We start from the raw sequence: 13,878 nt of genomic DNA on the forward strand, positions 1-13,878 counted from the left end.
CCGGGGGGCGAGAGAGCGGGGCCGCGACCGCCGGGCCGGGCCGGGCTGGGTTCCCCCCGGTCTGCTGGGGCGGGGCCGGCCGAAGGCACCCTCCGACGTCCGGCCGGCCCCGTCGGTGCCCCATGGCCGCCACCGCCCGGCGGCTAGGGGGCGGCCGGCACGACCCAGTTCTGCGCGAGGACAGCGCGCTGGAACAGGGCGTGGGCTCGGGCTGTCTGGCGGAACGCGAGGTTTTGCAGCGCCAGTTCGAGCCCGCGGTCGGCGTCGGCCCCCACGGTGAGCCAGAAGTCGGCCGCGTGGTCGGCGTAGGCCTCCGGGTGACGCAGGACCAGTTCGTCGTAGCGCGCCGCCGCCCGCTCACGCCACTGCTCGGCCTTGTCGGCCCGGCCGACCGCGTGCAGGGCCGTCGCGAGGTGGGCGGCGTACTCGGGGTCGTCGCTGGTCCCGGTGAGGGGGCGCAGGAGGGTCACCGCGGCGTGAAAGGCGCCGCGCGACAGCTCGATCTCGGCCAGGTGGCCCACGGCGGGCGCGTAGCCGGGCACCCGGCGCAGGGCCGCTTCGTAGCAGGAGCGGGCCGCGTCGAGATCGCCCTCGCGGTGCCACATCGCCCCGCGCCGGAAGTCCAGCTGGGCGAGCGGGAAGGGCGAGGTCCCCCGGTAGTGGTGTCGCGCCTGGTCGAACAGCCGCTCCGCCTCGGAGGTCTGCCCGCACTCCGCGTGGAGTACGGCGAGCGCGCCGGCCGTCGTGAAGCGGCTCCGCCCCGCTTCCGCCCGGTGGATCAGCGCCATGGCGTCCGTGTGGCAACCGAGGGCCTGCAGGATGACGGCTCGTTCCGCGTCCAGGGTGGCCTGGTCCGCGCCGCCGCGGTCCGCCGCGGCGAGGTCGGCGGCGGCCTCGGCGAAGTGGTGCAGGGTCGCCCGGCTCCTGGCCCGGGCGAGCAGGGCCATGGCGTCCTCGGGGGCGTGCTGGACGAGCTGGTCGGCGAGGTGCGCGGCCTGTTCGTAGTCGGCGACGCGGCCGAGGACGTGGCCTCGGAGGTTGAGGAGGTCGATGAGGGCCGCCCCTTGGGCCACCGCCAGATGAGCCGCCACCGCCGCGCGGGCCCCCCGTGCCCCCTCCGCACCCGTCCGGCCGAGCCGTACGGCCAGGCCGTCGATCTGCCCGTGCAGGTTCGTCACGGCGATGGTGCCGCTCGTCGTGACCGGCTCGCACGTCTGCGGAGACGCCCCGGTCATGCCGCTTCCTGCGGAGGCATCAGCGCGGCCAGGCGGGCGCCCAGGTCCGGCGGGGTCGGGTTGGGGGCGTTGAGGTAGGGGAAGGTGTGGGTGGCCGGCTTGGTCGCCCGGTCGACGCCGTCGCTGAGCCGCTCGCCGTCGACGCCGCCCACCAGCAGGGTGTAGAGGGTGTCCACGATGTCGTCGTTGAGCGAGCGGCCACCGCAGGTCGTGTGCGGCCGGCCGGCCGCCAGGGCGGTCTCGATCTCGAAACAGCCGTCTTCGCAGAAGGGCTTGGCCAGGTCGACGACGAGGAAGTCCGCGAGCAGCAGGTCGGTCAGCGGGTGGGCGCCCTGCTCGTCCAGCGGCCAGTCGGTCTTGCCGTCCAGGCCGTCGAACCAGGCCAGGTTGGCGTTGAAGCGTGCGCGGTACGCCCCCTCGTAGTCGGGGCGGATGCCGAAGGTGTCTTCCTCGTTGTAGAGGTCGCGGATCTCCAGATCGCGGTTGACGGTGTCGTACTTCCTGCTCGACAGGACCACGTTCTTGATCTCCGGCCGGCCCATGCGCTCCAGCCGGAGCGGGCGCGCACCACCGGCCGTCAGGGTCTCGCCGACGACCGCCACCAGCGAGCCGGCGGCGGGGCCGAGCACCGCGGCGTCGACCTCCAGGACGATGCTCAGGCAGTTCAGGTCCGCGAGGACGTTGTCGGCCTCCGGCCTGAGGGACAGCTTCCCCGTCATGTCGGTGGCGATCACGCCCAGGAAGTCGATGAAGAACGGGTCGAGCCGCGATCCGGCGAAGATCCTCAGGCCCTCGCCCTCGGTGGGCACCTCGTTGCCGACCTGGAAGGCGACCGTGCGGCCGCCCGGCGCCCGGCACGTGCCCGTCTGCACCCGGGTGCCGGTGCCGTCGAGCTGCTGGGGGGCGTCGAAGGTGAAGTCGAATACGTACTCGTCCTCGCCGACGTGGAAGGCCGGGGCGGCGCCCTCGGTCACGGACGTGACGGGCCGGACACGGAAACGGTGGGTGATCGCGTCGGAGAACAGGGCCGTGGGGGCGGAGGCCGGGAGCACGTCGAGGACGAGCACCAGGTTCCCCGGCCGCTCCGGGCTCGGGAAGGCGTAGACGTCGCAGATGTCGGACGCGGGATCGGTGATGGCACGCGGTCCGGAGAAGTGGTCAGCCATGAGAAACGTTCCTTTCGTGCTGCTCGTGGGGCAGGTCAGGTGTCGAGGTCGGCGATCCAGCGCAGCGCCGACAGGCCGGGCAAGAAGCAGTACTCGCCACCCCGGTTGACGACGAACGGCGGCAGCCCCTTGAAGCGGCGGCGGATCGGCCGGCGCGGCATGGTGAACCGGCCGTCGTCGTTCCCGCCGACCAGCGGGTCCTTCTCGTCGGGCGCTCCGATGAACTTGCCGTCGTTCACCCACTGCCGCTGGACGAACTCGAACTGCCGCGCGAGGTGCGCTCCGACGAAGGCGAACATGATGCCGCGGTCGGCGCCGTCGTCCTCCAGCACTCCGGGAGGGAGGGGCGGACCGTAGGTAGTACCGCGCCTGATCATGCGGTGCAGGCACACCTCGCCGGTGACGACCGCGTCCCGCGGGTTCATCCGCCGGGCGTGCGCGCCGACGGGGCACTTGAGACCCTGCGGGTCGTCGCCGTACAGGAAGTCGTTGTTGCGCTCGGGGTCGGCACCGAGTTCGGGATCGTCCTTGTCCGGCGTGAGTGCGAGCGGGGCGCCGCTGGGCCAGCGACCGATGAACTTGGCCGCGATCAGCTCCTCTTCGGCGCGGTCGGCGGCGCGCTCGTGGATGTACCGGCGGAAGTCGGCCACCCGGGTGTGCAGTTTGCGGAAGACCACGTACGTCCCGTTGCGCCCAAGCGCCTCGGGCTGCGGTACGGGAGCCACGTCGCCGGTCTCGTCCTCGTACCCGAGGACGAACTCGCCCGCCTTGACCGGGACTTCGCGCGGGTTGGTGCCGGGGATCCCGGTGCCCTCGATCGCCGGCTGGCCGATGCCGTCCCGGAAGCCGAACGGTTCCTTCTCGTCCGGCCCGACGTGCACGTCCTGCTGCCACACGGGGACGACGCCGGGCAGGTCGCGCAGGGCGTCGCGAACCAGGAGGACGATCGTCTCCAGGCGGGCGTCGTCCGGGGCGAGGGCGGCGAGGACGACGTGCACGTCCTCCGACCCGAGCGGGCCCTCCCAGTTCTCCGGGGCGCTGTCCCCGAGGTCCCCGAGCTCGGCCGCCCGCGCGGCCATGCCCTCCTGGAACTCCTCGGGGAAGGTGGCCAACGATTCCTCGGGCACTCCGAGGGCCCTCAGGCCCTGGAAACTGAGCGCGACCGCGAGCGAGACCTGTCGCCGTGGGTCGAAGGTGGCGACCGAGTCGAGGGCCGGCGTGAGCCGCCGCAGCAGCTCACGTCCCTGCCCGCGCTCGTCGATGCGGAGGGCGAGGTAGGAGCCCGCGTAAGGCGTCGGCCGTGGTTCGAGAGCGGCGGCCTGTATGTCGCCGAGTTCCAGGGCGCTGCCCTTGGCCGTGGTCATGTTGCCTTCCAGAACTGTGTGACGAGGGCGCGGTGGTCACGCCCGGTGGGCACCCGGGAGGGGGCGGGGATGAGCGCTCCCTCCCGGGGGTGTGGGGGTGGGGGGTGTCAGGCGGCGGCCCGGGCGAGGAGGGGCTTGAGGGCGGGGTGGGCCAGGGCCTGTTCGGCGGCGGGGTCGTCGAGGACTTCCTGGAAGGCGGCGTCGAGTTCCTGGGCCCTGACGACCTGGGGCATGGTGAGGGTGCCGAGGGGGTTGAAGTAGGCGGCCGCCTGCTCCTGCCCGTCCTGGAGGATCTTCTTCAGGCGGGCGGTGGAGTTGCGGACGTTCTCCTCGAAGTCCGGGCGGCTCATGTCGGTCAGCGCCGACATGCCGCCGGCCTCCTCCACCCACGCGAACAGGTCGTCCCACTCGGTGGTGTGCTGCAGCCAGTCCGCGAAGTGCTCGAAGCCGACCGTCAGGATCGCGTCGTCGACGTAGGGGTCCCACTCCGTCTCGAACGTGGTGGCCCACAGCAGCATCCGGCCGCCGTCGAAGACCACATGCCGGGTGTCCCGCAGACCCGTCTTGATCGTCCGCGCCGGCTCCTGGCGGCGCAGCTCCTCCACGAACCGCGCGACCGCCGCCCGCACCTCCTGCTCGTGACCGGGCTTGATGTGGAAGTAGGTGGCCAGCTCGGAGACGACCCCGTCGGTCCGGCCCTTGCCCGCCTTCTTCGTGAGCGTCGCGGTCATCGTTTCCTCCAAAAGAACTCGTGCGCCCATGCGCTGGCACGAACGCCATCTGCCGGCAGTCACAGGACCCGACCTTGCGCGGACCCCCGCGACCACCTCTGTGAGACACATTGACTCACAACCCCTCTATGAGTCAACTTGTCTCACTGTGAGCTGGCTCGCATGCCGGGCCTGCGCTCGCGAGGCCCCCGGACCGGATGCTCCACCGGACGGCACATCGACGATCCCGCGTCCTCCGGACAGGGCCCCGCGGCGCTTCACACGCGGCGTGCGGCAGCCGGCACCGCTCCTCGCGCCCGATCGGCCGGCTCGCCCACGCTCGCCGCGTGGCCGGCATCGACATGCGCGGCGGCGGAGGCAGGGCCCGCCGGACCACGACCGGCGGGACCACCAGGGACCTCTGACGCGGCACGAGGAGGGACATGCGCCGCGAAGCCCGCACACAGCTCCGGCCCCCGAGTGCCCGTCGAACACGAGCACCCCCGCCGGCGCCGGCGCGCCAAGGTTGTGTCTACGTTGGGACAGGCAAGCCGACCGTCCTCATCCCGCCCTGAGGCGGGCCGGGACCGACGCGCGCAGTGTGGGGCCCGCAGCGAACACGACCGTCACCGAACCAGGACCCGCTCCCATGGCACCCTCAGCACACACCTCGCGATCGCGCCGTGCGCCGGCGGCTGCGACCGCCCGGCTGTGCCGGACCATGCGTACGGTGCGTGCGGGCTTCCCGCTCGCCGCCACCCTGCGCGGTGTCGTCGCACTGGCCCTTCCTCTCCTGCTCGGGGTGTGGACGGGGCACATGGTTCCGGCCGTGTTCGCGGGGATCGGCGCCCTGTGGGGAGTGGGGCAGGACAGTTCGTCCCCCTACCGGTTGCGCATGCGGCGACTGCTGGCCGTGGGGCTGGCCAGTGCCGTCGGCCTGCTCATCGGAGAACTCGCGCTGCGCAGCGGGCACACCGCGGCGGTGGCGGGCTGCCTGACCGCCACCGCCCTGTTCGCGGGGCTGATCAGTCTGTACGGCCCCCTTCGTTCCGTGGCCGGCATGCACGTGCTGCTCGGCACCACCATCGGCAGCGGCATCCCCGCACCCGGACCCTGGTGGCAGCCGCCGCTCGCGCTGCTGTCCGGGGTGCTCCTGGTCACCGTCTTGTCCACCAGCCCGTGGCTGTGGCGGCGGCACCGGATCGAGACGGACTCCGTACGCGCCGTGTACCGCGCCGCCGCCACGGCGCTGGCGGCCGTGGGAACCCCGGACGCCGAAGCCGCCCGGCGCTCGATGACACTGGCGCTCAATGAGGCGCACGACGTCATGGCCGCCGATCTCGCGAGGGCGACCCGCCATCGGCCGGACGACCCCGACACCCGTCGGCTGCTCGAGGCCCTGCGCCTGGCCGTGCGCCTCGGCGAGGTGGTGTCGGCACTCGTGTGGGAGGGGCGCCCCCTCCCACCGGACGTGGCCGGTCTCCCGCTGCGGATGGCCGGGGGCCTGCTTCCCCCTGGAAAGAACGCGTCCGCGGGGCACGGCCCGGCGCCGGCCGAGAAGGCGGCACTCGCACGCGACCGGCGCTCACCCGCCGTACGAGCGCTGCTGGAGCTGAGCGAGACGGCTGACGCGGAAGCCGGCGCCGACGTGATCCTCTCGCTGCCGGCGCGCCCGCGGCCGGGTCGGGCGGTACGTCTGCGGTACGCCGTACTGCTCGCCGGCTGCGTCCTCGTCGCGTACGTCAGCGCCCTGCTGCTGCACGGCCCGCGGGGCTACTGGCTGCCCATGACCGTGGCCTTCGTCTACAAGCCCGACTTCGGCCCGGTGCTGCGCCGGGCGGTGCACCGCTGCGTCGGCACGGTCGTCGGTGTGGCCGCGATCGGGGCGGTGGCCGCGCTGACCGGCGACACCCCCTACGCGCTCATCGCAACGGCAGCGGCCTTCGGCGCGCTCATGGCGGTGGGGGTCCGCCATCACTACGCCGTCGCCACCACCGGTCTGACCGGGATCGTCTTCGTCCTCGTCGACCTGCTCGGAGACCACCGGCCGCTGTACGGCATCCGGGTCCTGGACACCGTCCTGGCCGCGGTCATCGTGCTGGTGGCGAGCTTCGTGGTGTGGCCCGACTCCGCCGGCGACTGGGCGGCGGCGCAGACCGACGCCGCCCTGCTCGCCGTCCGCCGGTATCGCGACCTGGCGCCGAACGCCACACCCGCCCGTCGGCAGGCACTGCGCCGTGCCGCCTACCGCCGCCTGGCCGATGCGCGGCGCGCGGCGGCCCAGGCCCACGCCGAAGCCGTCCCGCCGAAGCGCGGCCTCCCGGACTGGGAGGCGACCATCATCGCCGCCGAGCAGGTCTGCGACGCCGTCACGGCCCAGGGCCTGGCCGGCACCGGCGGCGCCACGGGAGACGATGCGCCGGAGAGTGCTTAGGCCCAGGCCCGCAGGGCCGCGTCCACAACGGTCTCCACCGTGTCGCGCCCCAGGCGGTTCCCGGCGAGAAAGCGCTCGAAGAACAAGGGACCCGCGGTGGCCATGGCGAAGGTCTCGGGGGTGACGTCGGACCGGAGCTGTCCCCGCGCCACGGCCGCGGCGACCGCGGGGCGCAGGGCGTCGGCGATCTGTTCCAGCAGTGATTCCCGGAGGCGGCGCATGCCTTCGTCGTGCCGTGACCCGCCGAGGATCGCCGCGAGGACGGCACCGGCCTGCTCGTCGTCCCACCGCTCGGCGAGCACGCTCAGACGGTGGACGAGCTCCGTCCGCGGATCGCCGCCCGTGGCGGTCCGGAGCTCCTCGGGCATCGGAGGCAGCGGCGGCATGCCGGATTCCAGCGCGGCCAGGCGAAGGTCGAGCAGGCCGGGCCAGTGCCGGTAGACCGTGGCCCTGCCGACGCCGGCGCGGGCGGCGACCGCCTGATGCGTCACGGCCTCCAGGCCGCTTTCCGTGAGCAACTCAGTGGCTGCCGCGACCATGGCTTCGCGGCTGCGCAGCAGACGCGGATCAGTTCTCTCCCGCACGTACTCCACCTTTCTGTGGGACGAAGCGTCTCACGGCGACCACTATGAGTCATCTTGTCTCATAATGGTCCAGGCCGGAAGCCCTGGGCCCGCAGTACCTGCGCGGCGTGCGTCACATGTGAACGACGGGTGAGGCGTTCTCGTCGTGCCGCGGTACGCCACGGCGGTACAGCAGCACGGTCACGACCAGGCCGGCCACGAAGACGGCCGCCGACCACCAGTAGGCGGTGGAGTAGCCCTCGAGACCGGCCTGCGCCAGGACGCCGGGTTCCTTCGGGTCGCGGCCGGAGAGGTAGGTGGTGGCGGCATCGGATGCCATCGTGCTGAGCAGGGCGACGCCGATGGAGCCGCCGACCTGCTGGACGGTGTTGACGGCGGCGGACGCGACGCCGGCATCGGCCGCGGCCACCCCGGAGGTGGCCAGGCTCATGGCGGGCGCGATGACGGTGCCCAGACCGATGCCGACGAGCACCAACTGGGGCAGTACTTGGGCGACATAGCCGCTGTCCAGGTCCAGCGTGGTCATCCACACCAGGCCGGCGGCCGCGATGGCCATCCCCAGTGGGACCACCGGCTTGGGACCTATGCGCCGCACCAGGACGTTGTTGGCCACGGCGGAGGCGGACGACGACGCGACGATCATGGGCAGGAAGGCGAAGCCCGTCTTCAGGGCGCTGTAGCCGAGGCTCTGCTGGAGGTAGTAGGTGAGGAACAGGAACACGCCGAACATGCCCGCGCCGGTGACGAAGAGGGCGGCGAAGGAGGCACCGCGGTTGCGGTCCAGCAGGACGCGCAGGGGCAGCAGCGGATACGCCGCCCTGGTCTGCCACCACACGAAGCCGGCCACCAGTACGGCACCGGCCGCCAGCATGCCCCAGGTCGCCGGTGCGCCCCAGCCGTGCGTCTCCGCGTTGGAGAACCCGTAGACCAGGCAGAACAGGCCGACGGAGACCAGCACAGTGCCGAGGACGTCGAGCCTGGAGGACGTGTCGCGCGGCGTGCGGTGCAGCAGAGCCGCGCCACCGACGAACGCCACCCCCGCGAAGACCACGTTGACGTACATGGTCCAGCGCCAGTCCAGATACTGGGTCAGCACCCCACCGAGGATCAGGCCGATGGCTCCGCCGGCCCCGGCGATCGAGCCGGCGACGGTGAACGCCTTGGCCCGCTCGCGCGACTCGGTGAAGGTCGTCATCAGGATCGACAGCGCGGACGGGGCCAGCAGGGCGGCGAACAGGCCCTGCACGGCGCGCGCGACGACGAGCATGGCGAAACCGTTCGCCGCGCCTCCCACCATGGACGCGGCCGCGAAGCCGGCCAGACCCACCAGGAAGGTCACCTTCTGACCGGCCAGGTCCGCGATCCGGCCGCCGAGCAGCAGCAGGCTGCCGAAGGCCAGCGCGTAGGCGGTGACCACCCACTGCCGGTCGGCGTCCGAGAAGCCGAGGTCGTGCTGGGCGGACGGCAGGGCGATGTTCACGATGCTGCCGTCCAGGACGCCCATCAGCATGGACAGGGAAATGACCAGCAGGATCCACCAGCGGCGCCGGTGCGACAGGTCGGCGGACACGCTCTCGGGTGTGGCCTCAGCGCCGCGAGCGGCGGCGACGGCGTTCTGGGACATGGGACAGCCCTCCAGACAAGGACGAACTAAGGGGAAAAGGAATCAGGTACGGCTGCGGGACGGCGCGGCCGCTTCGGTGAACGGGTCGCGCGGGTGCTCCAGTTCGATGAGCCCGACGGTCTCCCGCTTCAGGAGGGAGGCCAGGATCCAGTCCACGAACACACGGATCTTGCGGTTCAGCGTCGGCACGCGACTGCCGTGGTACAGGCGGCGGAACCACCACGCCGGCCGCCCCTTGAGCTTGACCTTGCCGAAGAGGATCGCGACCCCCTTGTGAAGGCCGAGGCCGGCGACCGCGCCCAGGTTCCTGTGCCGGTACTCCCCGGGCGCACGACCGCGCAGGGCCGCGAGCACGTTGTCCGCGAGCACCGGGGCCTGGCGTACGGCGTGCTGCGCGTTGGGCGGGCACCACGCGCCCTCTTCGCCGGCCAGGTCGGGCACCTGGGCGTTGTCACCCGCGGCCCACACCTGGTCCAGGCCCCTGACCTGCAAGGTCGGGAGGGTGTCGACGTGGCCGCGGGGGCCGAGCGGCAGGCCGAAGTGGGCCAGGGCGGGGTGAGGGCGGACCCCGGCCGTCCACACGATGGTGGAGGCGTCCGCCACCACACCGTTCGCCAGGACCACGTGCTGGTCGACGCAGGACTCCATGGAGGTTTCCAGGTACACCTCGACGCCCCGGGCCTGAAGCTTCTCCATGGTCCAGACACCGAGGTCCGCACCCATCTCGGGCAGGATGCGACCGGCGGCCTCGACCAGGATGAAGCGCATGTCCTCCCGGCTGACGTTGCGGTAGGCACGGGCCGCGTCCCGGGCCATGTCCTCGACCTCCGCGACGGTCTCCACACCGGCGAAGCCGCCACCGACGAAGACGAAGGTCAGAGCCTTGCGCCTGACCACCTCGTCCGCGGTGGAGTCGGCACGGTCCAGCTGGGCCAGGACGTGGTTGCGCAGGCTGACGGCCTCCTCGACCGACTTCATGCCGATGCCGTGCTCGGCCAGGCCGGGGATCGGGAACGTGCGACTGATCGAGCCGAGCGCGACGACCAGGTGCGCGAAGGGCAGGTGGAGCTCGTCGCCCGCCGCGGTGCGGACGTGGGCGACCTTGTCCGCCTGGTCGACGGAGATCACGTGGCCGGTGACCACCTCCGCGCCGGTCAGCACGGAGCGCAGCGGAGCGACCAGGTTCCGCGGGGCCACGTTGCCGGCCGCCGCCTCTGGCAGGAAGGGCAGGTAGGTCATGTACGACCGCGGGTCCACGACGGTGACGGTCGCCTCGTTGCGGCGCAGCTTCTTCAGCAGGCGCAGTGCGGTGTAGAGGCCGACGTAGCCGCCACCGGCGATGAGAACGCGCGGTTTGTCAGGGACAGGAGCGAGGGACATGGCGGTTCCTTGGATGCGGGTGGGGGCCGGGCCGCGCCCGGGTGGGTCGGCCGGCGGGATGTGCCGGGTGCCGATGCGCTTGCGGAAGACCCAGTACGTCCAGGCCTGATAGCCCACGACCAGCGGCGCGAAGACGGCCCCCACCCACGTCATGATCCCCAGGGTGTACGCCGAGGAGGAGGCGTTGGTGACGGTCAGACTCCAGGCCGGGTCGAGCGTGGACGGCATGACGTCGGGATAGAGCGTCAGGAACAAGGCGGCCGACGCAGCCGCCACGGTGGCGGCGGAGAAGGTGAACGCCCACCCCTCGCGGCGGGCCCGGGTGCAGGCGAGCGCGCCGCCCCAGGCGGCCAGTGCGACCACCACCGCCACCAGGCTGCGGCCGTTGCCGCGGTCCGTCTGCGTCCATACCAGGAAGGCCGCGGCGGGCACGGCGGCCAGAGCACCGAGCCTGAGGGCCAGTGCGCGGGCCCGCTCGCGGATGTCACCGACGGTCTTGAGCGCGACGAACACCGCGCCGTGGGCGGTGAAGAGCGCCGGCAGCGTCAGCGCGCCGAGCAGCGCGTACGGGTGGAACAGGCCGCTCGGGCCGCCGGTGTAGACCTGCCGCCGGTCGACGGCCACGCCGTGGACGACGTTGGCGAAGACCAGGCCCCACAGCAGCGGCGCCAGCAGCGAACACCAGAAGATGGCGTGCTCCCAGTTGCGCTTCCACCGGACGCCGTCCCGTTTGGCTCGGTACTCGAAGCCCACGGCCCGCACGATCAGACAGACCAGGACGGCGAACATGAGCAGGTCGAAGCCGCTGAACAGGGTGGCGTACCAGCCTGGGAAGGCGGCGAAGGTCGCGGCGCCGGCCGCGATCATCCAGACCTCGTTGCCGTCCCAGACAGGGCCGATGGTGTTGAGCAGCACGCGGCGTTCAGGCTCGTCACGGGCGAGGAGCTTGGTGAGCACGCCGACGCCGAAGTCGAAGCCCTCCAGGACGAAGTAGCCCGTCCAGAAGAAGGAGATGAGCAGGAACCAGAAGTCGTGGAGGTGCATGGCGGGATTCCTGACGGCTGGTCAGTAGGCGAACGTGAGGATCTTGTCGTCGTCCTCGGCGGAGGACGGACCGCGCAACCGGGGATCACGCCGGGGCGGTTGCTCGTCGAGCCGGGGCCCGGCGGTGGCGTACTTGACCATCAGCCTGACCTCGATGACGGCGAGGATGCCGTAGAGGAAGGTGAAACCGATCAAGGTGGTGAGCATCTCGCCCGCGCTCACGCCCGGGGACACGGCGTCCGAGGTGCGCATCAGGCCGTAGACCACCCACGGTTGACGGCCCGTCTCGGTGAAGATCCATCCGAAGGAGTTCGCGATCAGCGGGAACCCCAGGGGCCAGACGGCCGCGCGCCAGGCCCACGTGGTCAGGGCCGGCCCGAGGGCCCGGTGCTTCGTCAGCATCAGGTGCGGGACCTCGTCGGGCCGGGTGACGAAGTCCGGGGCGATCCAGCGCCGGTTGCGGGTCAGCCACAGCCCGGCCACGCCGATGGCCACGGAGGCCATGCCGAACGTGATCATGAAGCGGTAGGACCAGTACTCCAGCGGGACGTCGGGGAGGTAGTCCCCCGCCGCACCGCCGTACCGCGCCGCCATGGCCGCCGCGGCATCGTTGATCCCGGTGACGGGGGTGTGCGGGTTGCCGTGGGCGAGGAACGAGAGCACATGGGGGACGTCGATGCCGACGCTGTTCCGGTGCCCGGCCACGTCCGGGACGGCGAACAGCGAGAACGGGGCGTTCGCCGCGGTGTTCCACAGCCCCTCGCCGACGGCCATCTTCAACGGCTGCTGATCGATCATCAGTTTGCCGAGCGCGTCGGCGTCGAGGACGGTGGCGAAGCCCGCCACGGCCAGCACTCCGAGACCGACCCGCAGGGAGGTCCGCATGACGCCGATCCGGCCCGCCTCCGCCACACCGCCCCGGGCCTGGGTGCGCCTCGCGCGCCACAGGTGCCAGGCGGCGATGCCCGTCACGAGAGCTCCACCGGTGACGAAGGCGGCCGTGAGCGCGTGCAGGGCGGCGAACACCGCCGTGGGCTGCAGGAGCACCTCGGAGAAACTCGTCAGCCGGGGCCGGCCGTGGTCCATCCGGTAGCCGACCGGGTGCTGCATCCACGAGTTCGCCGCCACGATGAAGTACGCCGACAGCACGGTGCCGAGGGACACCATCCAGATGCAGAAGAGGTGCAGACGGCGGGGAAGCCTGTCCCAGCCGAACATCCACAGCCCGATGAAGGTGGACTCGAAGAAGAAGGCGACGATCGCCTCCATCGACAGCGGTACGCCGAAGACGTCGCCCACGTAGCGGGAGTACGCCGACCAGTTCATGCCGAACTGGAATTCCTGGACCAGGCCGGTGACCACGCCCATCACCATGTTGATCAGGAAGAGCTTCCCCCAGAACCTGGTGGCATGGAAGTACTTCTCCTGCCTCGTGCGCACCCACGCCGTCTCCAGACCGGCGGTGAGGCCGGCCAGGCTGATCGTCAGCGGCACGAAGAGATAGTGGTAGATGGTGGTGGCGGCGAACTGCCAGCGGGCTATCGCGTCGGGCGTCATGGCCGTGTGCACCCTCTCTCCGGGGAATCGACAGAGCCAAGTTTGTGAAAGTGAATACATTCACAAAGGCGCCTGCGCTTGGTTGACGGTGCTCCCGGGAGGGGGCGGGGATGAGCGCTCCCTCCCGGGGGTGTGGGGGTGAGGGGGGTGTCAGGCGGCGGCCCGGGCGAGGAGGGGCTTGAGGGCGGGGTGGGCCAGGGCCTGTTCGGCGGCGGGGTCGTCGAGGACTTCCTGGAAGGCGGCGTCGAGTTCCTGGGCCCTGACGACCTGGGGCATGGTGAGGGTGCCGAGGGGGTTGAAGTAGGCGGCCGCCTGCTCCTGCCCGTCCTGGAGGATCTTCTTCAGGCGGGCGGTGGAGTTGCGGACGTTCTCCTCGAAGTCCGGGCGGCTCATGTCGGTCAGCGCCGACATGCCGCCGGCCTCCTCCACCCACGCGAACAGGTCGTCCCACTCGGTGGTGTGCTGCAGCCAGTCCGCGAAGTGCTCGAAGCCGACCGTCAGGATCGCGTCGTCGACGTAGGGGTCCCACTCCGTCTCGAACGTGGTGGCCCACAGCAGCATCCGGCCGCCGTCGAAGACCACATGCCGGGTGTCCCGCAGACCCGTCTTGATCGTCCGCGCCGGCTCCTGGCGGCGCAGCTCCTCCACGAACCGCGCGACCGCCGCCCGCACCTCCTGCTCGTGACCGGGCTTGATGTGGAAGTAGGTGGCCAGCTCGGAGACGACCCCGTCGGTCCGGCCCTTGCCCGCCTTCTTCGTGAGCGTCGCGGTCATCGTTTC

At 71.7% G+C, this 13,878-nt stretch carries 10 protein-coding genes and 1 pseudogene; 1 reads left to right on the forward strand and 10 read right to left on the reverse strand.

Annotated features, from left to right (window positions below):
• Positions 1–143 precede the first annotated feature (143 nt).
• The 4 genes from EDD90_RS02140 to EDD90_RS02155 form a co-directional block, all read right to left on the reverse strand.
• The gene (locus EDD90_RS02140) at positions 144–1,235 is read right to left on the reverse strand and encodes a lipopolysaccharide assembly protein LapB (RefSeq protein ID WP_123971459.1); all 1,092 of its coding nucleotides are present in this window, start codon (positions 1,233–1,235) and stop codon (positions 144–146) included.
• Positions 1,232–2,401, reverse strand: coding sequence for a DUF4331 family protein (locus tag EDD90_RS02145; protein WP_123971460.1), 1,170 nt, complete (start codon positions 2,399–2,401; stop codon positions 1,232–1,234). The genes EDD90_RS02140 and EDD90_RS02145 overlap by 4 nt, the downstream gene beginning before the upstream one ends.
• Positions 2,402–2,436: 35 nt before the next feature.
• The gene (locus tag EDD90_RS02150) at positions 2,437–3,765 is read right to left on the reverse strand and encodes a Dyp-type peroxidase (RefSeq protein WP_123971461.1); all 1,329 of its coding nucleotides are present in this window, start codon (positions 3,763–3,765) and stop codon (positions 2,437–2,439) included.
• Positions 3,766–3,872: 107 nt separating this feature from the next.
• On the reverse strand, positions 3,873–4,496 hold the full coding sequence (locus tag EDD90_RS02155) for a hypothetical protein (RefSeq protein ID WP_123971462.1): 624 nt from the start codon (positions 4,494–4,496) through the stop codon (positions 3,873–3,875).
• Between the two features lie 628 nt (positions 4,497–5,124).
• Between EDD90_RS02155 and EDD90_RS02160 the strand changes: the two genes are divergently transcribed.
• The gene (locus EDD90_RS02160) at positions 5,125–6,909 is read left to right on the forward strand and encodes an FUSC family protein (RefSeq protein WP_123971463.1); all 1,785 of its coding nucleotides are present in this window, start codon (positions 5,125–5,127) and stop codon (positions 6,907–6,909) included.
• On the opposite strand, the gene EDD90_RS02165 is transcribed toward EDD90_RS02160, so the two are convergent.
• From EDD90_RS02165 to EDD90_RS02185, 6 genes and pseudogenes are all read right to left on the reverse strand, one after another.
• Positions 6,906–7,493 (reverse strand): TetR/AcrR family transcriptional regulator, encoded by a 588-nt coding sequence (locus EDD90_RS02165; RefSeq protein ID WP_123971464.1) that lies wholly within the window; start codon positions 7,491–7,493, stop codon positions 6,906–6,908. The genes EDD90_RS02160 and EDD90_RS02165 overlap by 4 nt on opposite strands.
• Before the next feature lie 112 nt (positions 7,494–7,605).
• Positions 7,606–9,117 carry an MFS transporter gene (locus EDD90_RS02170; RefSeq protein WP_123971465.1) on the reverse strand — a complete coding sequence of 504 codons (1,512 nt, stop codon included), beginning with the start codon at positions 9,115–9,117 and terminating at the stop codon, positions 7,606–7,608.
• Between the two features lie 42 nt (positions 9,118–9,159).
• Positions 9,160–10,497: an NAD(P)/FAD-dependent oxidoreductase gene (locus tag EDD90_RS56710; RefSeq protein WP_260328671.1), complete on the reverse strand. Its 1,338-nt coding sequence runs from the start codon at positions 10,495–10,497 to the stop codon at positions 9,160–9,162.
• Between the two features lie 96 nt (positions 10,498–10,593).
• A pseudogene (gene cydB / locus EDD90_RS56715) lies at positions 10,594–11,541 on the reverse strand (cytochrome d ubiquinol oxidase subunit II); the annotation flags it as partial.
• 21 nt (positions 11,542–11,562) lie between these two features.
• A complete protein-coding gene (locus EDD90_RS02180) occupies positions 11,563–13,110 on the reverse strand; it encodes a cytochrome ubiquinol oxidase subunit I (protein ID WP_123971467.1) in 1,548 nt (515 codons plus the stop codon).
• A 138-nt stretch (positions 13,111–13,248) separates the two neighbouring features.
• Positions 13,249–13,872: a hypothetical protein gene (locus EDD90_RS02185; RefSeq protein WP_123971462.1), complete on the reverse strand. Its 624-nt coding sequence runs from the start codon at positions 13,870–13,872 to the stop codon at positions 13,249–13,251.
• Positions 13,873–13,878: the final 6 nt, after the last annotated feature.

This window comes from Streptomyces sp. Ag109_O5-1 (assembly GCF_003814875.1).
Classification (GTDB): domain Bacteria; phylum Actinomycetota; class Actinomycetes; order Streptomycetales; family Streptomycetaceae; genus Streptomyces; species Streptomyces sasae.